The following is a 20,376-nucleotide window of genomic DNA, read 5'->3' as shown; positions in this document are numbered from 1 at the left end:
CGTCCCCTGATAACCCAAATTACGCGACAAATTCGGGCAAAGAAACCTTGATGACGCCTTCCCGCGACTGGACCGAGATCCGCTGGGCCGATGCCAGCCCCGCCGAGGTGTCGCGCTGGATCGCAGTGCTGCCGCTGGCGGCGACCGAGCAGCACGGCCCGCATCTGCCGCTCGAGACCGACGTGCTGATCGCCGACGCCTATGTGGCGCGGGTGCGCGAGCTCCTGCCCCAGAGCACTCCGGCCACTTTCCTGCCCGTTGAACCGATCGGGATTTCCACCGAGCATATCGACTATGCGGGCACGCAGACGCTAGCGACTGAAGTCGCGTTGAAAAAATGGACCGCGATCGGCGAAGACATCGCGCGCCGCGGATTGAAAAAGCTCGTCATCATCACCAGCCATGGCGGCAACAGCGCGGCAATGATGCTGATCGCGCAGGATCTTCGCGCGCATCAGAAACTGTTCGTGGTGACCACGTCGTGGTCGCGGCTGTCGGGCGCGGACCAGCTGTTCCCGGCCGACGAAGTACGCCACGGCATCCACGGCGGTGCAGTCGAGACCTCAATCATGCTGGCGCGCTATCCCGATCGGGTGCGCGGTGATGCGATCGCGGATTTTCCCGCGAGCAGCATCGCGATGGAGCAGCAATATCGCTGGCTGTCGACGCAGCGACCCGCACCGTTCGCCTGGCAGGCGCAGGATCTCAACCCCAGCGGCGCCGTCGGCAATGCGACGCTAGCCGTCGCCGCGAAAGGCGAGCGGCTGATCGACCAGGGCGCCCGCGCGTTTTGCGAGCTGCTTGCCGAGGTTGATAACTTCGACGTGAACAGGCTCGCCAAAGGCCCACTCGGCTAGCGCCTATCCTCCTGGAATCATTCGGGAAAGAACCAGGCTTGAGCTCCGCTTTTGCCGGTTCCGAACCGGACGCGCGGAGCCTCCGTCCAACTCGGTGCGCGGGCCACAACGGACCGCCTCAACCCGGATGGAGTTTCACATGTCGATCAAGACCAAGCTTTCGCAGTTGCTCTCACCGCGCTCACCCTGACCGGCAGCGTCGTCGCCACCACCTCGCAGGCGCAAGCCAAGCCGCTCGGCTGGGGCGTCGGCGTCGGCCTGGGCATCGCCACCGCCGCCGTCGTCGGCTCCGCGATCGCCGCCAGCAACGACCCCTATTACAACGGCTATCACCGCTGCGGCTGGGCCGCCCAGTACAACGCTTTTGGCCAGTACGTTGGCCGCGTTCGTACCTGCTTCTGATTTGAGTCCCTGAGGCCGATCTCACGTGGATCCTGCGTCCGACACGGGCGCCTCATCCACCCCGTGTCGTGCCCCGACCCCGCCCGGATGTCCCCCCGGGCGGGGTCAACTGTTTTGGGCCTCGGGATTTTGTTGCAGTCCCGTCACATCCCGGTGCGAACCGTTCCCTGCGGCAATTGGCACTAGTTGCTATTGCGAATTAATCGCAATAAGGTTTGCAACAGGCTCAGGGGCTTGGGAAGAAGTCGCGCCGGACTGAGATCATCAGGTCCGATCGCGGAGCACCTAAGCCTGATGACAGGGTCGCCGCGAATCGGCAGGGATAGTGCGGCGAGTGGACACACTCGCTTTTGGGGGCGTGCGTTTTGACGTTGAGGGGTCACCGTTACAGGTATTTGCGGACGGCCGCGGCGATTGCCTCGGGCGTCTTGGCTTTGCCCGCCAGCAGCCGCGCGGCTGATCTGCCGCTGAAGGCACCGGCGCTGAAGGCCGTCTATGACTGGACCGGCCTCTACATCGGTGCGCATGCCGGCTACAGCCTCGGCTCGTCGCGCTTTGCGCTGAACGATGGCACCGGGATCAACGACAGCGGCGTCTTCAGCGGTATGATCGGCGGCGTGCAGGCCGGCTACAATTACCGCCTCAACTCCGGCTGGCTGGTCGGCGTCGAAGGCGATTTTTCGTTTCCGAACTACATCACCTCGAACTCGATCGTGTCCTTCCTGGCGACATCCGACAACACCGTCACGCAGCAATGGGACTACACCGCGAGCCTGCGCGGCCGCGTCGGCTACACCAGCGGTCCCTGGCTGGTCTACGCCACCGGCGGCTTTGCTTGGATGGGTGAACGTTATTTCGACACGCCGGCCACAGGCGAAGCAGTCCCGAAAATCCTGAACACGCGGCCCGGCTGGATCGCCGGTGGAGGCATCGAATACGGCTTCGCGCCGCATTGGAGCGCGCGGGTCGAATATCTCTACAGCCGCTTCGACGGCGCCAATGTCGCCTTCTCCACGGGCGCCCAATACAATTCGTCGTCGCTCGACTTCCAGTCGGTCAGGCTCGGCCTCAACCGCAAGGTCGATTGGCCCGGCATGCCGAGCTACGATCCCAAGAGTTCGGGGATCGGCTCGCTGATCGACACGGAATCGGATCGCTGGGAGATCCACGGCCAGAGCACGTATCTGCCGCAAGGCTACCCGTCGTTTCCTGCTCTCTACACCGGACCGAATTCACTCTCGCCATCACGGCAGGCCAAGGCGACCTGGAGCAACAGCCTGTTCCTGAACGCAAAGCTGTGGGACGGCGGCGAGGTCTATTACAATCCCGAACTGCTCCAGGGATTTGGATTGAACGACACCGTTGGTGCCGCCGGCTTCCCGAATGGCGAAGCGCAGAAGTCGAACTTTCCCTATCCGCATTACAACACCTCGCGCCTGTTCGTGCGCCAGACGTTTGGCTTTGGCGGCGAGCAGGAAGAGCTCGCGAGCGGCCAGTTGCAGCTTGGGCAGAAGGTCGACGTTTCCAGGCTCACGGTGCAGGCCGGCAAGTTCGCGGTGGTCGACGTGTTCGACGGCAATGCCTACGCCAAGGACACCCGCAAGGATTTCATGAACTGGTCGCTGTGGGCGCCGGGTGCATTCGATTATTCCGCCGACAAGGTCGGCCTCACCTACGGCGTCACCGCCGAATTCAATCAGAAGCAATGGGCGCTGCGCGGCGGCTATTTCCTGATGGTCGCGGAGCCCAATTCAAATCATTTCGACACCAGGGTCGGGGAGCGCGGCCAGTACGTGGTCGAACTCGAGACGCGCTTCTCGCTGTTCGGCCAGCCCGGCAAGCTCAGGACCATGGGCTGGCTCGACAGCGCCAACATGGGCAGCTTCCGCGAGACGCTGGACAATCCCGCGCTGAATCTCGACATCGCGCAGACCCGGCGCGGCCGCGTCAAGATCGGCTATGTCGTCAATCTCGAGCAGGCGATCACGGATGATGTCGGGCTGTTCGGCCGCTGGAGCTGGAACGACGGCAAGAGCGAGACGCTCGCCTTCACGGACATCAATCGCAGCCTGTCCGGCGGTCTTTCGATCAAGGGCACAAAATGGGGCCGGCCCGATGACGTCATCGGTGTCGGCGGCGCGATCAATGCCATCTCGCAGGATTATCGCGACTTCCTGGCTGCCGGCGGCCTCGGTGTTCTCATCGGCGACGGTGCGCTCAACTACCGCCGCGAGCGCATCCTCGAAACCTATTACGCCTACGCGCTGAACAAGAATCTCACTCTCACCGCCGACTACCAGCTGATCGTCAACCCGGCCTACAACGCCGATCGCGGACCGGTGTCGGTATTCTCCGGCCGGCTGCACGGCGAGTTCTGATCGCGGCTCAGAACAGCAGCACGACCCCGGAGACGAACAGCAGCGCAAGCACGATCTTGCGGAACATCGCCTCATCGATGCGGCCGAACAGTCTCAGCCCGAGCCACGTTCCCGCAAAGAGAAACGGCAGGCCGAGCGCGAACAGCTTTGCGGTCTCGAACGTCAGCGCTCCCTTGGCGCCCAGAAAGAGCGCCGCCGTGGCGAACACCACGACTGCGACGGGCTGGAACGTGGCGCGCTGGACGTCCTTGGGCAGACCGCGCAGATTGCACCAGATGGTGATGATGATGCCGGCAAGGCCGGTCAATCCGCCCAGCAGGCCGTTGACGAAACCGATGGTCATGTCGGCGGACGGCGGCACGATGGTCGCGACCTTGAGTTTTGGCCTGAAGAACGCATAGAGGCTGTAGACGATCAGGATCGCTCCAACAGCGATGCGGACGCTGTTCGGATTGGCGGAGGTCAGGAGTGACACGCCGACCGGCACGCCCACGACGGCACCGATCATGAAGGGCCATAGCCGGCGCCAGTCGAGCGCGCTGCGCAGCTTCCAGACCGAGTAACCCTGCACCAGAAGGCCGAAGCCGACGATCAGGCTGGCGCTCTGAAGCGGCGTCAGCACGTAAAGCCACAGCGATGCCGCGACGAGGCCGAAGGCAAAACCGGAGAGGCCGGCGACGAACGCGCCGGCGAAGGTGGCTAACAGGAAAAGCGGTAGTTCGATTGTGATCCCGTCCATTGCTCGCTCCAGACATCAGCGAGCAGCGCTTGCGTGGGATCACCCACTTCACGGGGAGGCTGCGACACCCCCAAGGCTGCAAGCCTAGGTGAAGCCGCTTCCTTCCACAATGACGATGTTACGCGGCCCGGATCGCGTCCAGGAACTTCCCGACCTCGACCTTGAGGCGGCTGCTCTCGCCGGACAATGACCTCGCGGACGCAAGCACGGTGGAGGAGGCCGATCCGGTCTGGCTCGCGCCGCGCTGCACGTCGACGATGCTGGCGGAGACCTGCTGGGTGCCGCGTGCCGCCTGCTGCACGTTGCGGGAAATCTCCCGCGTCGCCGCGCCCTGCTCCTCGACCGCCGAGGCGATCGCCGACGCGATCTCGGACATGCGGGTGATGGTGTCGCCGATCGCCTTGATGGCGCCGACGGAATCCTTCGTTGCGCTCTGGATTCCCATGATCTGCTGGCTGATCTCGTCTGTGGCCTTGGCGGTCTGCTCGGCCAGCGCCTTGACCTCGGAGGCGACCACCGCGAAGCCGCGCCCGGCCTCGCCGGCGCGCGCCGCCTCGATGGTCGCATTGAGCGCCAGAAGATTGGTCTGGCCCGCGATCTGGCTGATGAGCTCGACCACGTCGCCGATCCGGCCGGCAGCCTTGGCGAGCTCGCCGACATAGTCGTTGGTCCGCCCCGCCTGCTGCACCGCTTCGCCGGCGACGCGCGCGGAATCCTGGACCTGGCGGCCGATCTCGTCGACCGAGGACGCCATTTCCTCCGCGGCCGCGGCAACGGTCTGCACATTGGTGGAGGCCTGCTCGGAGGCCGCCGCGACGGTCGCGGTGACCTTTTCCGATTGATCGGCGGTGCTCGTCAGCGTTCCCGCCGACACTTCCAACTCCGACGATGCCGACGAGACGGTGTTGATGACGTCGCCGATCAAGGCTTCGAAATCGCGTGCGATCTGGTCCATGCGCTGGCTGCGCCGGAGTTTTGCCTCGGCTTCGACCGCGGCTGCCTCGTCGGCGGCCTTCTTGGCGACCAGAGAATCCTTGAAATGCTGCAGCGAGCCCGCCACCTGGCTGATCTCGTCATTGCGGCCCGTCACGGGAATCTCGACCTCGTGCTGTCCGGCGGCGAGCGTTGCGATCACGTCCGCGAGCCGGCTCAGCGGCGTCACCACGCGCCTGCGCAGCATCGTGGTCACGCCACCGAGTGTCCCCAGCAGCGCCAGCACCGCCACGCCCGCGAGCGCTAGCATCGCCAGCGCGCCGTCGCGCGAGGCCGAGGCGCGTTCAGCCGCTTCCGACAACGCGGCATCGCGCACCCCGTAGAACATCTGGATGGCGGGTACGATGACGTTGGCCAGCTCCTCGGCGTTGATGCCGTACTTGCCGTCACCACGTGCCGCGGGCATCTCCTTGTCCACGGCGGCCGCTGCTCTTCCGAAATATGAATCCGTCGCCGCCTTCAGCGCAGCGGCGATGCGGGGCGGGCTTCCGAGCTGATCGATGCCGGCCTCGATGCGCTCGCGGTCGGCCTCGACACGCCCCTGCATACGATCCATCAGCGAGAATTCGGCCGCCGTGAGCGGTCGGCGTGCGCTCAGCGCCGGCGACAATGTGGCGGCACGGCTGCCGGCCGAGACGCGCAGATCCTGCGCCGTTCGCGCCAGGCTCAACAGCGCCGCAAGCGAGGAATCGGCATTGATGACCTTCGCTTCGAGCCGGTTCATGATCGGCTCGATATTGCCGATGACCTCGGCGACGCCCGGAAGGAAGCCCTTGACCACAGCGCTGTCGCGCGCCGCCAGGGGAACGCTCATCGCACGATCTGCCGCCGTGGTGATGTCCTTGAGCCGCCGCGCGGTACGATCCAGGTTGTCGATCATCGGTCCGGAATCATCCAGCACCATGATGGCGCGCCTTGCCCCTTCGAATGCGGCCTCGGCCGCTTTCGAGGCCTTCGCGGCGGCTTCGGTCTGGACCTGTGTCGCAGGGTTCTCCTGGAAAATCGGGGAAATGTAGGGGGCGCGAAGGCCGGCAACGTGCTGACTGACCATCAGGGTCGCACCAAAGGCGTCGACCGTCTTGATCGCGTCGGAGCGGTTCGTGAAGATGCGCGTCTGGGGTATGAGCACCTCGGCGCCAAGGATGACTGCAAAAACCGTCACCGTCAGCATCGACAGCGCAAAGAGCTTCCCGATCCGCATCCTGATCCCCGAATACATTGCTACAAATGTCTAAAATCTAGCGGGTTGCCACTAAGAGCCCGTTAAGTAACGGCATGCCCGTAGTTCCGCGGGGTGCCAGCGTCCCGTGCCTGCCGGAACGGTGTCGCCCGAGGTTCCCTCCCGATGCCGGATGCGTCAGAATCGTCAGCATTTCTTCTCCCGATACCTATATCTAGGCCTGTGCCGCCTTCTGGCCCACACTCCATTACCTTGGAACGTCAATGCTCTCCGCCGAACTCGCCATCGTCGTCGTCCTGATCGTCATCAACGGCTTGCTGTCCATGTCAGAGCTGGCCGTGGTCTCGTCACGCCCGGCCCGGCTCTCAATGCTCGCCGCCAAGGGCGTGCGTGGGGCCGAGCGGGCGCTGATCCTCGCGGCCGATCCCGGCAAATTCCTTTCGACGGTGCAGATCGGCATTACGCTGGTCGGCGTGCTCTCCGGCGCATTCTCGGGCGCGACGCTCGGACAGCGGCTGACGCAATGGTTGCTCGAGCTCGGCATGTCCGCAGGGATTGCCGACATCGTCGGCGTCGGCTTGGTTGTCACGCTGATCACCTACGCCACCCTGATCGTCGGCGAGCTGGTGCCGAAGCAGGTGGCGCTACGCGATCCCGAGAGCATCGCGGTCAGGGTTGCGCCCGCGATGCACTTGCTTGCGAAGGTCTCGCTGCCGCTGGTCTTCCTGCTCGATCTCTCCGGCAAGCTGATCCTCACCCTGCTCGGCCATGGTGGCAAGTCCGAAGAGAAGGTGTCGGAAGACGAGATCCATCATCTCGTCAGCGAGGCCGAAAGCGCGGGCGTGCTCGAGTCAGGTGAAAAGGAGATGATCGCGGGCGTGATGCGGCTCGGCGACCGGCCGGTCGGTGCGATCATGACGCCGCGCACGGAGGTCAACGAGATCGACCTGCGCGATCCACCGGAGAGCATTCAAGCGATCATCGCCAAGAGCCCGCATTCGCGCTTTCCCGTGTCCGACGGCGACCGCGACAAGCCGATCGGCGTGCTCCAGGCCAAGGACCTGCTGGTCGCCTACATGAACGAGCGCACGCCGGATTTGCGCGTGCTGGTTCGCGAGGCGCCTGGCATTCCCGCGTCGGCGGATGCCCGCGACGTGCTGGCGATCCTGAAGGCTGCGCCGGTGCATGTTGGCCTCGTCTACGACGAATACGGCGCCTTCGAAGGCATCGTGACGACGGCTGACATTCTGGAATCGATCGTCGGCGCCTTCCATTCCGAGGAAGGCCCGCCGGAACCTGCCTACGTCAAGCGCGCGGACGATTCGCTGCTGATCTCAGGCTGGATGCCGGTCGACGAATTCGGCGAGCTGCTCGGCGTAGAACTGCCGCCGCATCGCTACAACACGGTCGCCGGCCTCGTGCTGCAACAGTTCAACGTGCTGCCTGATGTCGGCGACGCCTTCGACTTCGGCGGCTGGCACATCGAGGTGGTCGATCTCGACGGACGGAGGATCGACAAGATTCTCGCGAGCCGGCGGAGCGAGCAGGCAGCGGCGTGATTAACTCCACGCGCCGGCCCGGCCTTCGCCGGGAGGACCGCGGGGATCGTAGCCCAGGCTCGCGCCAAAGGCAGGGCCTCACCCGAACCTCACCCCGATTCGCTTTTCCTTGCGCCAGACTACAGTGCAGGCGAGATGTGTTCCCTCGGCCTGGACGAACAGGGTGAAATGGTCGGGGATACCGACCGGACTGGTGACGTCGAGCGCGGCACCGGTGTCGGAAAAATTGCGGATGGTGCAGTCGATCGCGCCGCCGCCGAACTCGATCGTCCCGGCCTTCAGCACGCGGTGTCTGGCTTTGTCACGTCGCTCGTCCATGGGACGAATCTACACCCAAAGTTGAAGCAAGTGTTAAGCGCCAACGCAGGATTTGACGCCAGCGGGCCGGCAGTTCCCTTAGGCATCAGGACGCTCACGCCGGCTGGAACGTCTCGGTCCGCGCCATCCGCCAGGCGTCGCGGAAGCGCGGGTCTTCGGTGCCTTCGAGCAGCTCGCCCGGACGCAACGACGGATAAAGCTGCGCGAAGGATTTCACCTGGGTGGTCGACGTCCGCTGGCTGAAGTGGATCGGGCGCAGCTGCTGCGGATGTTCGAGACCGGCCGCGGCGATCAGCTCGGTCAGCGAATGCAGCGTCGCATGGTGATAATTGTGCACGCGGTCGATCTTGAGCGGCACATAGAGCGCACGCGCACGCGTCGGGTCCTGGGTTGCGACGCCGGTCGGACAGCGGTCGGTGTGGCAGCTCAGCGACTGGATGCAGCCGAGCGAGAACATGAAGCCGCGCGCCGAATTGCACCAGTCGGCACCGATCGCCATCGCGCGCGCCATGTCGAAGGCGGTGGCGATCTTGCCGGAGGCGCCGATCTTGATGCGGTCGCGCGCGTTGATGCCGATCAGCGCGTTGTGGACGAAATTGACGCCCTCGCGCATCGGCATGCCGAGATGGTCCATGAACTCCAGCGGCGCGGCGCCGGTGCCGCCCTCGTTGCCGTCCACAACGATGAAATCAGGATAGATGCCGGTCTCGATCATCGCCTTGCAGATCGCCAGAAATTCCCAGGGATGGCCGATGCACAGCTTGAAACCGGTCGGCTTGCCGCCGCAGAGGCGGCGCATCTCGCCGATGAACTGCATCATCCCGATCGGCGTCGAGAAGGCGCGATGCGAGGCTGGCGAGATGCAATCCTCGCCCATCGCGACGCCGCGGATCTTGGAAATTTCCTCCGAGACCTTCGCCGCCGGCAGCACGCCGCCATGGCCGGGCTTGGCGCCCTGGCTGACCTTGAGCTCGACCATCTTGATCTGGTCCTGGCTCGCGACGCGCGCGAAGGCTTCGGGATCGAAGGTGCCGTCGAGATGACGGCAACCGAAATAGCCCGAGCCGATCTCCCAGATGATGTCGCCGCCCATCTCGCGGTGATAGGGACTGAAGCCACCCTCGCCGGTATCATGCGCGAAGCCGCCCTTCTTCGCGCCGGCATTCAGCGCGCGCACGGCGTTCGAGCTGAGCGCGCCGAAACTCATCGCGGAGATGTTGAACACCGAAGCCGAATACGGCTTGGCGCAATCCGGTCCGCCGATGGTGACGCGGAATTTCTCCTCGGCATGCGCTTTGGGCGAGACCGAGTGATGCATCCACTCATAGCCCTCGCGGTAGACGTCCTCCTGGGTGCCGAACGGACGCTTGTCGAGCTGCATCTTGGCACGCTGATAGACCACCGCACGGATGTCGCGCGAGAACGGCATGCCGTCCTTCTCGCTCTCGAAGAAATACTGCCGCATCTCCGGGCGTATCTCTTCGAGCAGGAAGCGGATATGCGCCGAGATCGGGTAGTTGCGCAGAACCGCATGGCCCTTCTGCATGAGGTCGCGGACGCCAAGCAGCGTCAACGCGCCAAAGATCAGGATCGGGATCAGGAGGATGTCGAAGATCTTGCGGTCGGCGATGCCGATGGCGATCAGCAGCGCGGTGACGACCGCGCAGATCGTCAGGACGATGAAGCGCGGGGAGAATGGCAGCAGCAGGGTTTCCATGAGCCCCTCTTCCGCCAGCGGCAAACGTTTGGGCGAAAAGTGTTTGGGCGATTCCTGCGTCTTGTTCTCGTCGGCCACGATTCCCATCCTCTCGCCAGCATGAGGCGGTACGATACGCCCGCGCCTGTCATACGGATATGACGCGGCCCTTGTTTCACGCTAGCGAATTCGGCGGAGAGAAATCAATCCGCCCGATGGGCGGGCTTTTGCAGTGCAGCAGAGGCGGGCCGACGACCACACTCACCGCGGTCGTCCCGGCGAAGGCCGGGAGCCATAGCCACAGGACTCGGTTTGGCGAAGACTGGTCGTTGGGGGACTGGCAATTGTCCGCGAGTCGAGAGACCTCGCGGTGTGGGTCCCGGCCCCCGTGCGCAATTGCGCACTAGGCCGGGACGACCAGAGAGCGCGGCGATTACCGCTCGACGAACGCCTTTTCGATGACGAAATGGCCGGGCTTGTTGCCGGAGCCCTCGACGAAGTCGCGGCCCTTGAACATCAGTTTCAGCTCTTCGAGCATCGCCGGGCTGCCGCACATCATGATGCGGTCGGTCGCGATGTCGAGCGGGCCCTGGCCGATGTCGTTGAAGATCTGCTCGGAGCTGATGAGGTCCGTGATGCGGCCGCGGTTCTTGAACGGCTCGCGGGTCACAGTGGGGTAGTAGATGAGCTTGTCCGCGAGCAACTCCCCGAACAGCTCGTCCTCGCGAAGGCTGGCGACGAGCTTCTCGCCATAGGCGAGCTCGGAGACCTGACGGCAGCCATGCACCAGCACGATGCTGTCGAACTGGTCGTAAACCTCGGGGTCCTTGATCAGGCTGGCGAAGGGCGCCAGGCCCGTGCCGGTCGACAGCAGCATCAGCCGCTTGCCGGGGATGAGGTTGTCGGTGATCAGCGTCCCGGTCGCCTTGCGGCCGACCAGGATGGTGTCGCCTTCCTTGATCTTCTGGAGACGCGACGTCAGCGGGCCGTCCTGAACCTTGATCGAGAAGAACTCGAGCTCTTCCTCGTGATTGGCGCTCGCCATGCTGTAGGCACGAAGCAGCGGGCGGCCCTCAACTTCGAGGCCGATCATCGCGAACTGGCCGTTCTGGAAGCGGAAGCCGGAATCGCGGGTGGCGCGAAAGCTGAACAGGGTGTCGGTCCAATGCTGGACAGAAAGAACTTTCTCTCGGTAAAACGCGCTCATGATTTTCGATATTCCGAATAATTGCGGTTTTAGGGCACAAGCGTTGCCCGGCCCCTGAAAGCGGAGCGGACACCATTGCCATGGCGGAGGATTTCTCGAGTGTGATCTACGCCATTGAGACCAATAATCAACCTCGTTCCGGATGCAATTGCTGCCGGTCAAACTGGCACTCGCAGCGGAATTGGTCACATCATTAATGAATCTGCTGTCGGGAGCGCGCGACGGGTAATTTCTTTTCCCCCGGGCGCCTGATTGCAGCAGTTAATTTCCCTCGCGCTCGCGAGAATTTCATTAAGAATAGCTCTGACTTTCACCCGGTTTGGCGCCGTTTCCCGCATTTTTGCGGCTTTTGGCGACAGGAACGAACAGAACACACGACTGAAACACATGGCAGCGAGCGGCGAGCGGATCTTCGTCCAGGCAATCAGGCGCTATTGCGCCGACCATGGCGTCGCGCTCGATGTCCGCGCCGGTGGCTGGCTGCTCGCGCTGCGCCGGGGCGAGCAGCGCCACTTCGCCTTCGGCTACGACATCGGCCTCAACAGCGCCATCGCGCACCGCCTGGCCAACGACAAATCGGCCACCGCCGAGGCGCTGGCGCTCGAGGGCGTCCCCTGCATTTCCCATCACCTCTTCCTGAACCCGAAGCTGGGCAGGAATGTTGTTGGCGCCGCCTGGCAAGAGGCAATGCTTTTGCTGCTTCACGACAATCCGCAAGGCGTAGTCGTCAAGCCGAACGAGGGGACGTCAGGACGATCTGTCTTCAGGGTGATGACGGCGGCGGAGCTCGACCACGCGGTTGGCGAGGTCTTTTCAATGAGCGCAGGGCTCGTGATCTCGCCCTATGTCGCGATCGAGAACGAGGTCCGAGTGGTGCTGCTCGATGATGTGCCGCTCGTCGTCTACAGCAAGCAGCGTGGCTCGGATTGGCGGCACAATCTCGATGCCGGGGCAAAACCGGTGCTGGTGCAGGATGGCGAGGTCCGCGCGGCCTGCGCAAAACTTGCCCTCGACGCGGCCAACGCGATCGGTATCCGCTTCGCGTCGATCGATTTGGTCCGTGTCGATGGCGCTTGGAAAGTGCTCGAGATCAATTCCGGCGTGATGATGGAGACGCTGGCGAAGCTGCATCCGGAGCTGGTGCAGGCGACGTATGATGCGGCGCTGGATCGAGTGTTTGGCGACGAACGCTGAGCGCCACGCACTCACTGCGATCCCTTCTCCTCTTGTGGGAGAAGGGAAAACAGCGAGCTTGCGGCACGAGAGCAACTAATTATTCGCGCTCGCGGAATCGTCCATCGCTTTGAAGGCTTCCTCCAGTTGCAGCGAGATCGGTACGTTCAGCCGTTCGCCGGTCGGAAGTCTTGCGGTGAACCATTTATTGTAGAGCGGAACGAGGTCGTGGTTGGAGCCGAGCTTGCGGAAGGTGCGCTCGACCACCGCCGTCAGTTGCGGCTCGCCCTTGCGGAACATGATGCCGTAGGGGTCGTAGGACAGGTAATCGCCGGTGACGCGGAACTTGTCCTGCGCCTTGTGGCGCGCGATCAGGCTCGACAAAAGAATATCGTCGGTCGCGAACGCATCCGCTTTGCCGTCGGCCAGCATCTGAAATGACTGCTCGTGGTCGGCAGCAGTGACCACGTTCAGCCCCAACGAGGACTTCTTGTCGGCCGCCTGGATCGCCTGCTCATTGGTGGTGCCTTTGGTCACCACGATGGTCTTGCCCTTCAGATCAGTCAGCGACTGGACGCTTGATGCCTTCGGCACCATCAGCTTGGTACCGGCAACGAACATCAGCGGCGAGAAAGCGACGCGCTTGCCGCGCTCGGCATTGGCCGTGGTCGAGCCGCATTCCAGGTCGATCTTGTTCTGGAGCACAGCGTCGATGCGATCATCCGAGGTGACCTTGACGTAGGCGATCTTCAGATTGGGATCGTCGACCTCGACACCGATCTCCTCGACGACGGCCTCGCACAATTCGAGGCTGTAGCCGATCGGCCGCCCCGATTGGTCGAGGAAGGAGAACGGCGGCGAGCTCTCGCGGTAGCCGAGCCGCACGGTGTGCGCCTTCTTGATGGCCGACAGCGTCGGGCTGAGCCCTTCGCCGCCGGTCTGGGCGGATGCCGTGGTCGCGAGCAACGATGCCGCGAGCCACAGACAGCCGCCGATCACTGACCTCGTCAGTGTCTGGCCCATGGTGCGCTCCTAACCATGGCCGGCCATCGCGGGCACTTCGCCGGGGATCATGTCCCCCGGCACGGCGTCGCCGGGTCCCATCGCGTGCTCGGGCCCGAGCTCGCCTTCCCACTTGGCCACGACCGAAGTCGCCAGCGTGTTGCCGATGACGTTGGTGGCGCTGCGGCCCATGTCGAGGAAGGTGTCGATGCCCATGATCATGAGCAGACCCGCCTCCGGAATGCCGAACTGCGACAGCGTCGAGGCGATCACCACGAGGGAGGCGCGCGGCACGCCGGCGACACCCTTCGAGGTAATCATCAGCGTTGCCAGCATCGCGAGCTGGGTCCCGAGCGGCATGTCGATGTGATAGCTCTGCGCAATGAAGACGCTCGCGAAGGTGCAGTACATCATCGTGCCGTCGAGATTGAAGGAATAGCCGAGCGGCAGCACGAAGCTCGATATCCGCGATGAGGCGCCGAACTTGTTCAGCCCCTCCAGCGTCTTTGGATAGGCCGCTTCAGAGCTCGCGGTGGAGAACGCGATCATCAGCGGCTCGCGGATCAGCTTCAGCAGATGGGCGTAGCGCGGCCCGATCACGATGAAGCCCACGACCACCAGGATGCCCCACAGAATTGCGAGCGAGAGATAGAACCCGCCCATGAAGACGATGAGCTTCCAGAGCACCAGCAGGCCATTCTTGGCAACCGTCGCGGTGATGGCGGCCCAGACAGCGAACGGCGCGAACAGCATCACATAGCCCGTAACCTTGAGCATGATGTGGCCGATATCGTCGATCAGCGCCAGGATCGGCTTGGAGCGCTCGGGCATCGAGCCCATCGCCACCGAGAAGAACACGGCGAAGATCACGATCTGCAAGATCTCGTTCTGCGCCATCGCATCCGCGATCGAGGTCGGGATCAGATGGGTCAGGAATTTTTCGATCGAGAAGGCGGAAACCGGAAGGCCGGTCGACTGCGCCTTGTCAGGCAGCGTGCCAGGGAAATTCGCGCCGGGCTGGAGCAGATTGACCATCACGAGACCGAGCATCAGCGAGACGAAAGAGGCGCTGACGAACCACCCCATGGTCTTGGCGAAGATACGACCGAGCTTGGAGCCCGAGCCCATATGAGCAATGCCGCCGACCAGAGTCGCAAACACCAGCGGCGCGATGATCATCTTGATCAGGCGCAGGAAGATCACGGCGATCAAATTGATTGACGAGGCCCAGTCGCCCCGCGTGTCAGGCAGGAAATTGTAAATCGCCGCGCCCATGATGATGCCGAGCACCATCGCCACCAAAATGAATTGCGTAAACCTGTTCGACATTGAAGACCCCCCGCTACACCGACCGCTTCATGATGTCGCAGATATGTCGATGACGCAACACGCTTGGCGTGTGGACGCGTTGGCCGGATGTTCCCGTTGTGAATCGGAACGCGGCGATCTAGCCTTCATGCAGCGCACAACGAATGCGGCCTGCACGTTTTTCTTGCGGCAACTGCATCAATAATCGTCAAACGACCAAGGGGAAACATCATGAGCGGCAGCATCAATCGCCAAATTCTTCTGGTGGAAAAGCCCAGCGGCAAGCTCGGCCCCGAGCACTTCAAAATGGTCGATGGTGCGGTGCCGGAGCCGAAGGACGGCGAGGCCTTGCTGCGCGTGCGATACATCTCGCTGGACGCCGCCAACCGCGCCTGGATGCACGGCGCGACCTATCGTTCAGCGGTCGAAGCCAACAGCGTGATGGCCGGCGGCGCCATCGCCGAGGTCGTCAGCTCGAAGGCGCCGGGGCTTGCGCCGGGCGACATCGTGTTCGGCGACACCGGCTGGCAGGAGTATGCCGCAGTGCCCGCCAAGCATCTCACGAAAATGCCAAAGCTCGAGCCGAGGACGCATCTGCTCAGCGTGTTCGGCATCGCCGGCCTCACCGCCTATTTCGGCCTGCTGGAGATCGGCAAGCCCAAAGAGGGCGAGACGGTCGTGGTCTCCGCGGCCGCGGGCTCGGTCGGCTCGATCGTCGGGCAGATCGCCAAGACCAAGGGATGTCGCGTGGTCGGCATCGCCGGCGGCGCGGACAAGTGCAACCGGCTGACCTCCGAACTCGGCTTCGATGCCGCGGTGGACTACAAGGACGGCGCGGTGTTCAAGGCCTTGCGCGCGGCAGCGCCTAAAGGCGTCGACGTCTATTTCGACAATGTCGGCGGCGACATTCTCGAAGCCTGCCTGCCGCAGATGAACAATTACGGCCGCATCGCCTGCTGCGGTGCGATCTCGCAATATGACGGCGCGCCCTCGGCACACGGCCCGCGCGGCGTGCCCGGCCTGATTGTGGTGAAGCGGCTGGTCATGCAGGGCTTCATCGTGATGGACTACATGAAGGAGAGCCAGCGCGCGCTCGCCGACCTTCAGGCCTGGGTCACATCCGGCAAGCTGAAGGTGCAGGAGGACATCATCGACGGCCTCGAGAACACGCCGAAGGCGCTGATCGGATTGCTCGCGGGCGAGAACCGCGGCAAGCGGATGGTCAAGCTCTGAGCTATTGTTTGAGCGTGATCTTTTCGGAAACTCCTGCACACTTTTCCGGATCATGCTTCAGTTACGTCGCAATTGCGAAGGCAATATCTACTTGCGGTAGAGGTCGAGGCGGCCAATGATGCCGTATGCGGCATCGCCCGCGACGATTATTTGCATCACATTTGAAAAATTGTCGGCGTTACCGACAGGGCAGGAATTCACTCAGATGTTCAACACGTTGAAACATGCTTCAACGCGCGGGGCGTTGCTGGCAGCGACCCTCTTCGCAACTGCAGCAGGCGCATTCGCGCAGGCACCGACCGAGGCCCAGAAGAGCGCCATCCGCTCCGCATGCCGCTCCGACTTCATGGCGCATTGCGCAAGCGTCACGCCCGGCGGCGTGGAGGCGTATCAATGCCTGCAGAAGAACATGTCCGGCTTGTCAGCGGGATGCCAAACCGCGGTTCGCGCAGTCGAGCCTGCTGCGACGCCGAAGACCGAAGCCGCGCCGAAAGCCGAGGCTGCACCCAAGGCGGAGTCTGCGCCTGCCGCGCCAAAGGCTGAATCCGCTCCCGCCGCAAAGCCGGCTGCCGCAGCAGCGCCGAAGACTTCCGCAGCCAAACAGCCGAGCAGCGCGCAGGTTTCCGCAGTCAAGAGCGCGTGCCGCGCCGATTATCCCAAAGTGTGCGCCAGCGTGCCGCCGGGCGGCGCGCCTGCGCTCGAATGCCTGGAGAAGAACAAGGCAAAGGTTTCGCCGGCCTGCGAAAAGGCCGTAAGCGCTGCGGCCGGTGGCGGCGCAGCAGCGGCAACGGCGGCACCTGCGGGCGCAGCTCCTGCGGCGACAGCAGCATCGGCAGCCGCGCCAGCCGTGATCGTGCTCCGCCCGCTGCGGCCGCGCGAAGAGCTGTTCATCGTTCGCTCAGCTTGCGGCGCCGACATCCGCACACTATGCGCCGGCGTCGCGCCTGGCGGCGGCCGCATCGTGCAGTGCATCGCCAGCAACGCCGCGTCGCTGTCGCCCGCCTGCAAGGATGTGCTGGCGCCCTTCGCGGCACGCTAGTGAAGCGTGCCATTAACATCTGACGGCGTGCACCGCTTTCGCACGCCTGCGACCACAATTGCCGACCTTTGCCGATATCTGATTTCAATGACGACAAGACCGGGAGGAAGACATGCGTGCATTCCTGCTCACCGCCTCGGCGCTGCTCGCCTTCGCCGCGACCATGACTTTTGAAGCCACCGATGCCAATGCGGTGGTGTGCGCCCGCGGCGTATATCGCGCCGGCTGCGCCGGGCCGAACGCGGCTGTCGTGGTCCGTAAGCCCGTTCCGGCGGTCCGCTGTACCAAGGTGCTGGTGAACGGTGTCTGGGTGAAGCGCTGCGTCTGACGGTGTGGATGGCCAAGCCGGCGCGGTTTGGCTATGCTTCGCAACGTATTGCTTCGGACACGCGCAAAACGCGTATCCGGGCATGTGCTGTGACGCGCCATGTCTTGCTACTATGCCTTGCTGATAATTTGGCTGGCGCCGGACGTCGGAGCACATTAGTGTAGCCCTAGATAGTAAGTATACTGTCAATCAGGGAGGCAGACGTTGCGGATCGCCGTGATTGGCGGGGGGCCCGGTGGGCTCTATTTCGCCTATCTCTGGAAGAAGCGTCACCCCGAGGATCAGGTCGACCTGTTCGAACAGAACCCGGCCGACGCGACCTGGGGCTTTGGCGTCGTGTTCTCCGACCAGGCGCTGGAATTCCTGCGCGCCGACGACCCCGAGACGGTCGATGCCATCGCGCCGCACATGGAGAGCTGGGAGAACATCACGTTGAACCTGCATGGCGACAGCGTCGCCATCGACGGGGTCGGCTTCTCCTCGATCGGCCGGCTCGAGCTGTTGCAGTTCCTGCAGCAGCGCGCGCTCGATGCCGGCGTCACGCCGCGTTTCGACACGCCAATTCACGCGATCGACCAGCTCAATGGCTACGATCTGATCGTCGCCGCCGACGGGCTGAACTCGCTGGTGCGCCGTGCCTTCGAGGGCGATTTCGGCACCTCGCTGTCCTATTCCTCCAACAAGTTCGTCTGGTACGGCACCTCGAAGCGCTTCGACACGCTGTCGCAGACATTTGTGAAGACCGACCGCGGCGCCTTCAACGCTCACCACTACCGCTACTCGCCGACCATGAGCACCTTCCTGGTCGAATGCGACCACGCGACCTGGCAGGCCTACGGTTTCGCCTACAAGGACGTCGAGCAGTCCAAGGGCGTCTGCGAGGAGGTGTTCGCGGACACGCTCGGCGGCCACTGCCTGGTTTCCAACAAGTCGGTCTGGCGCAATTTCCCGTGGGTCTGGAACGAGCACTGGTCGTTCAAGAACATGGTGCTGCTCGGGGACGCCCTGCACTCGGCGCATTTCTCGATCGGGTCGGGGACGCGGCTCGCGATCGAGGACGCCATCGCGCTGGTCAAGGCGCTGGAGTCGGATGCGCATCTGTCGACCGCCCTGCATCGCTACCAGGCCGCGCGAAAACCGGTGGTGCAGAAGCTCGTCAACGCCGCGCGGACCAGCGCGTTCTGGTACGAGCACTTCGCCCAGCACATGCAGCAAGGCGTGATGGACTTTGCCTATAGCTACATCACCCGTTCGGGCCGTATCGACGATTCCCGCTTGCGCGCGATGTCGCCGGCCTTCATGGCCCGCTACGAAGCCGCCAAGAACGGTGGGGATGAGGCATGAGCGACCAGATTCGCGACCAGGTGCCTGCCGACAGCGCCGGTGCGCGCGAGATCGGCTTTTCCGTTCCGCAGGTCTACAATGCCAGCCGCGTGCTGTTCGACAATCTCGCGCGAGGATGCGGCGGCAAGCTCGCACTCATTGGCCCCGCCGGCACGCGCACCTACGCGGAACTCTGTGCGGAAGCCGGGCGCTGGGGCAACGGCTTTGCCTCGCTGGGCCTCAAGCGCGGCGATCGCGTGCTGCTGTTTCTCGATGACACCCCGGCCTATCCGGCCGCGTTCTTCGGCGCGGTGCGCGCCGGCTTCGTACCACTGCTGATCAACACGCTGACGCCGCCGGATCTGCTGCAATTCTATCTCGCCGATTCCGGCGCGGCTGTTGCGGTGGCGGATGCCGAGTTCTGTGCACGGTTCAACGCCGAGGCCTGCAAGGACACGAGCCTGCATACGCTGATCGTCGTCAATGGCGCGGTGGGCGATCACGCCGCGCCGAACGCCGTTTCCGCCGCCGGCTGGCTCCCGCAATTTCCGGCCGAGCTCGCGGAAGCCGACACCCATCGCAACGAGATGGCGTTCTGGATGTACTCGTCCGGATCCACCGGCCGGCCCAAGGGCATCGTTCATCTCCAGCACGACATGGCCTATAGCGAGCTCGCCTTTGCGCAGAACGTCTTGAAGCTGATGCCCGATGACATCTGCTTCTCGGTGCCAAAAATCTTCTTCGCCTATGGCTTTGGCAACGCGATCACCTTCCCGTTCACGGCGGGCGCGACGACGCTGCTGCTGCCGGGCCAGCCGAAGCCTGCGGCGATCTTCGCAGCAATCGAGCAGTACAGACCGACGGTCTTCTTCGGCCTTCCGACGCTTTATACATCGCTGACCAAGGCCGACGGCGCCGACAAGACCGACTTCTCGTCGCTGCGCATGGCGCTCTCGGCCGCCGAGGTGCTCTCGGCCGACGTCTTCAACGGCTGGAAGACGCTCACCGGTCTCGAGATCGTGGAAGGCCTCGGCTCGACCGAGGTGCTGCACATCTATCTCTCCAACCGCCCCGAGCAGAAGAAGCTCGGAGCCGCCGGCCTGCGCGTGCCCGGCTACGAGGTCGCGCTGCGCGACAAGGACGACCGCGATGTCGCCGACGACGAGGAAGGCATCTTGTGGGTGCGCGGCGATTCCAACACGCCGCTATACTGGAACCGGCCGGACAAATCCGCCGAAACGATACGAGAGGGCGGCTGGATCTACACCGGCGACCGCTTCGTCCGCGATGCCGACGGCTTTCACTTCTTCCGCGGCCGCGCCGACGATCTCATCAAGATCTCCGGGCAGTGGGTCTACCCGCTCGAGGTCGAGCTGTGCCTCGCCGATCATCCCGAGATCCGCGAATGCGCGGTGTTCGCCGCCGAGCTGCCGGACCGGCGCATGACGCTGAAGGCCGTCGTGGTGATGAACAGCCGCGCGGCCGATCAGCGCGAAGCGACGCGCAGGCTGCAGGACTACGTGAAGGGCAAGCTGCTGCCCTACAAATATCCGCGCGAGGTGATCTTCATCGACGAGCTGCCGAAGACCGGGACGGGGAAGATCGACCGGCAGGCGTTGTTGCGGATGTGAGGGACGGCGC

At 63.8% G+C, this 20,376-nt stretch carries 16 protein-coding genes and 1 pseudogene; 10 read left to right on the top strand and 7 right to left on the bottom strand.

The window, feature by feature from the left end; all coding sequences use genetic code 11:
- Positions 1 to 50 precede the first annotated feature (50 nt).
- From IVA88_RS02170 to IVA88_RS02160, 3 genes and pseudogenes are all read left to right on the top strand, one after another.
- Positions 51 to 857 carry a creatininase family protein gene (locus IVA88_RS02170; protein ID WP_247495663.1) on the top strand — a complete coding sequence of 269 codons (807 nt, stop codon included), beginning with the start codon at positions 51 to 53 and terminating at the stop codon, positions 855 to 857.
- 139 nt (positions 858 to 996) lie between these two features.
- Positions 997 to 1,259: pseudogene (locus tag IVA88_RS02165) on the top strand (hypothetical protein).
- A gap of 395 nt (positions 1,260 to 1,654) precedes the next feature.
- On the top strand, positions 1,655 to 3,637 hold the full coding sequence (locus tag IVA88_RS02160) for a carbohydrate porin (RefSeq protein ID WP_247495662.1): 1,983 nt from the start codon (positions 1,655 to 1,657) through the stop codon (positions 3,635 to 3,637).
- 7 nt (positions 3,638 to 3,644) lie between these two features.
- Here the strand turns inward: IVA88_RS02160 and IVA88_RS02155 are convergent, their stop codons facing one another.
- Both IVA88_RS02155 and IVA88_RS02150 read right to left on the bottom strand, forming a co-directional pair.
- A complete protein-coding gene (locus IVA88_RS02155) occupies positions 3,645 to 4,376 on the bottom strand; it encodes a sulfite exporter TauE/SafE family protein (protein ID WP_247495661.1) in 732 nt (243 codons plus the stop codon).
- A gap of 118 nt (positions 4,377 to 4,494) precedes the next feature.
- Positions 4,495 to 6,570, bottom strand: a complete 2,076-nt coding sequence (locus IVA88_RS02150) for a HAMP domain-containing methyl-accepting chemotaxis protein (protein ID WP_247495660.1) — start codon at positions 6,568 to 6,570, stop codon at positions 4,495 to 4,497.
- Positions 6,571 to 6,812: 242 nt separating this feature from the next.
- On the opposite strand from IVA88_RS02150, the gene IVA88_RS02145 reads away from it, so the two are divergent.
- On the top strand, positions 6,813 to 8,108 hold the full coding sequence (locus IVA88_RS02145; RefSeq protein ID WP_247495659.1) for a hemolysin family protein: 1,296 nt from the start codon (positions 6,813 to 6,815) through the stop codon (positions 8,106 to 8,108).
- 78 nt (positions 8,109 to 8,186) lie between these two features.
- On the opposite strand, the gene IVA88_RS02140 is transcribed toward IVA88_RS02145, so the two are convergent.
- The 3 genes from IVA88_RS02140 to IVA88_RS02130 form a co-directional block, all read right to left on the bottom strand.
- The gene (locus IVA88_RS02140) at positions 8,187 to 8,426 is read right to left on the bottom strand and encodes a PilZ domain-containing protein (RefSeq protein WP_247495658.1); all 240 of its coding nucleotides are present in this window, start codon (positions 8,424 to 8,426) and stop codon (positions 8,187 to 8,189) included.
- Between the two features lie 94 nt (positions 8,427 to 8,520).
- Positions 8,521 to 10,230, bottom strand: a complete 1,710-nt coding sequence (locus tag IVA88_RS02135) for an FMN-binding glutamate synthase family protein (RefSeq protein WP_247495657.1) — start codon at positions 10,228 to 10,230, stop codon at positions 8,521 to 8,523.
- Between the two features lie 325 nt (positions 10,231 to 10,555).
- A complete protein-coding gene (locus IVA88_RS02130; RefSeq protein WP_247495656.1) occupies positions 10,556 to 11,329 on the bottom strand; it encodes a ferredoxin--NADP reductase in 774 nt (257 codons plus the stop codon).
- A 387-nt stretch (positions 11,330 to 11,716) separates the two neighbouring features.
- Here IVA88_RS02130 and IVA88_RS02125 point away from each other — a divergent pair, with 387 nt between their 5' ends.
- Positions 11,717 to 12,523 carry a RimK-like protein gene (locus IVA88_RS02125; protein WP_247495655.1) on the top strand — a complete coding sequence of 269 codons (807 nt, stop codon included), beginning with the start codon at positions 11,717 to 11,719 and terminating at the stop codon, positions 12,521 to 12,523.
- Between the two features lie 75 nt (positions 12,524 to 12,598).
- On the opposite strand, the gene IVA88_RS02120 is transcribed toward IVA88_RS02125, so the two are convergent.
- Positions 12,599 to 13,525: an amino acid ABC transporter substrate-binding protein gene (locus IVA88_RS02120; protein WP_247495654.1), complete on the bottom strand. Its 927-nt coding sequence runs from the start codon at positions 13,523 to 13,525 to the stop codon at positions 12,599 to 12,601.
- 9 nt (positions 13,526 to 13,534) lie between these two features.
- A complete protein-coding gene (locus IVA88_RS02115) occupies positions 13,535 to 14,833 on the bottom strand; it encodes a dicarboxylate/amino acid:cation symporter (RefSeq protein WP_247495653.1) in 1,299 nt (432 codons plus the stop codon).
- A 210-nt stretch (positions 14,834 to 15,043) separates the two neighbouring features.
- Between IVA88_RS02115 and IVA88_RS02110 the strand changes: the two genes are divergently transcribed.
- The 5 genes from IVA88_RS02110 to IVA88_RS02090 all read left to right on the top strand — a co-directional run bounded on the left by IVA88_RS02110 (position 15,044) and on the right by IVA88_RS02090 (position 20,366).
- Positions 15,044 to 16,045, top strand: coding sequence for an NADP-dependent oxidoreductase (locus IVA88_RS02110; protein ID WP_247495652.1), 1,002 nt, complete (start codon positions 15,044 to 15,046; stop codon positions 16,043 to 16,045).
- Between the two features lie 205 nt (positions 16,046 to 16,250).
- Positions 16,251 to 17,084, top strand: a complete 834-nt coding sequence (locus tag IVA88_RS02105) for a cysteine rich repeat-containing protein (RefSeq protein ID WP_247495651.1) — start codon at positions 16,251 to 16,253, stop codon at positions 17,082 to 17,084.
- Positions 17,085 to 17,196: 112 nt separating this feature from the next.
- On the top strand, positions 17,197 to 17,412 hold the full coding sequence (locus IVA88_RS02100; protein ID WP_247495650.1) for a hypothetical protein: 216 nt from the start codon (positions 17,197 to 17,199) through the stop codon (positions 17,410 to 17,412).
- A gap of 204 nt (positions 17,413 to 17,616) precedes the next feature.
- Entirely contained in the window at positions 17,617 to 18,756 is a 1,140-nt protein-coding gene (locus IVA88_RS02095; protein WP_247495649.1) for an FAD-dependent monooxygenase, read from the top strand.
- Entirely contained in the window at positions 18,753 to 20,366 is a 1,614-nt protein-coding gene (locus IVA88_RS02090) for a benzoate-CoA ligase family protein (RefSeq protein ID WP_247495648.1), read from the top strand. The genes IVA88_RS02095 and IVA88_RS02090 overlap by 4 nt, the downstream gene beginning before the upstream one ends.
- The last annotated feature ends 10 nt before the right edge of the window (positions 20,367 to 20,376 follow it).

Source organism: Bradyrhizobium sp. 149 (genome assembly GCF_023073915.1).
GTDB lineage: Bacteria > Pseudomonadota > Alphaproteobacteria > Rhizobiales > Xanthobacteraceae > Bradyrhizobium.
This window is presented reverse-complemented; position numbering and strand designations above follow the sequence as displayed.

Coding starts and splice junctions, on each gene's coding strand:
- IVA88_RS02170 (WP_247495663.1), top strand. CDS start 51: ATGACGCCTTCCCGCGACTGGACCGAGATCCGCTGGGCCGATGCCAGC.
- IVA88_RS02155 (WP_247495661.1), bottom strand. CDS start 4,376: ATGGACGGGATCACAATCGAACTACCGCTTTTCCTGTTAGCCACCTTC.
- IVA88_RS02150 (WP_247495660.1), bottom strand. CDS start 6,570: ATGCGGATCGGGAAGCTCTTTGCGCTGTCGATGCTGACGGTGACGGTT.
- IVA88_RS02145 (WP_247495659.1), top strand. CDS start 6,813: ATGCTCTCCGCCGAACTCGCCATCGTCGTCGTCCTGATCGTCATCAAC.
- IVA88_RS02140 (WP_247495658.1), bottom strand. CDS start 8,426: ATGGACGAGCGACGTGACAAAGCCAGACACCGCGTGCTGAAGGCCGGG.
- IVA88_RS02135 (WP_247495657.1), bottom strand. CDS start 10,230: ATGGGAATCGTGGCCGACGAGAACAAGACGCAGGAATCGCCCAAACAC.
- IVA88_RS02130 (WP_247495656.1), bottom strand. CDS start 11,329: ATGAGCGCGTTTTACCGAGAGAAAGTTCTTTCTGTCCAGCATTGGACC.
- IVA88_RS02125 (WP_247495655.1), top strand. CDS start 11,717: ATGGCAGCGAGCGGCGAGCGGATCTTCGTCCAGGCAATCAGGCGCTAT.
- IVA88_RS02120 (WP_247495654.1), bottom strand. CDS start 13,525: ATGGGCCAGACACTGACGAGGTCAGTGATCGGCGGCTGTCTGTGGCTC.
- IVA88_RS02115 (WP_247495653.1), bottom strand. CDS start 14,833: ATGTCGAACAGGTTTACGCAATTCATTTTGGTGGCGATGGTGCTCGGC.
- IVA88_RS02110 (WP_247495652.1), top strand. CDS start 15,044: ATGAGCGGCAGCATCAATCGCCAAATTCTTCTGGTGGAAAAGCCCAGC.
- IVA88_RS02105 (WP_247495651.1), top strand. CDS start 16,251: ATGTTCAACACGTTGAAACATGCTTCAACGCGCGGGGCGTTGCTGGCA.
- IVA88_RS02100 (WP_247495650.1), top strand. CDS start 17,197: ATGCGTGCATTCCTGCTCACCGCCTCGGCGCTGCTCGCCTTCGCCGCG.
- IVA88_RS02090 (WP_247495648.1), top strand. CDS start 18,753: ATGAGCGACCAGATTCGCGACCAGGTGCCTGCCGACAGCGCCGGTGCG.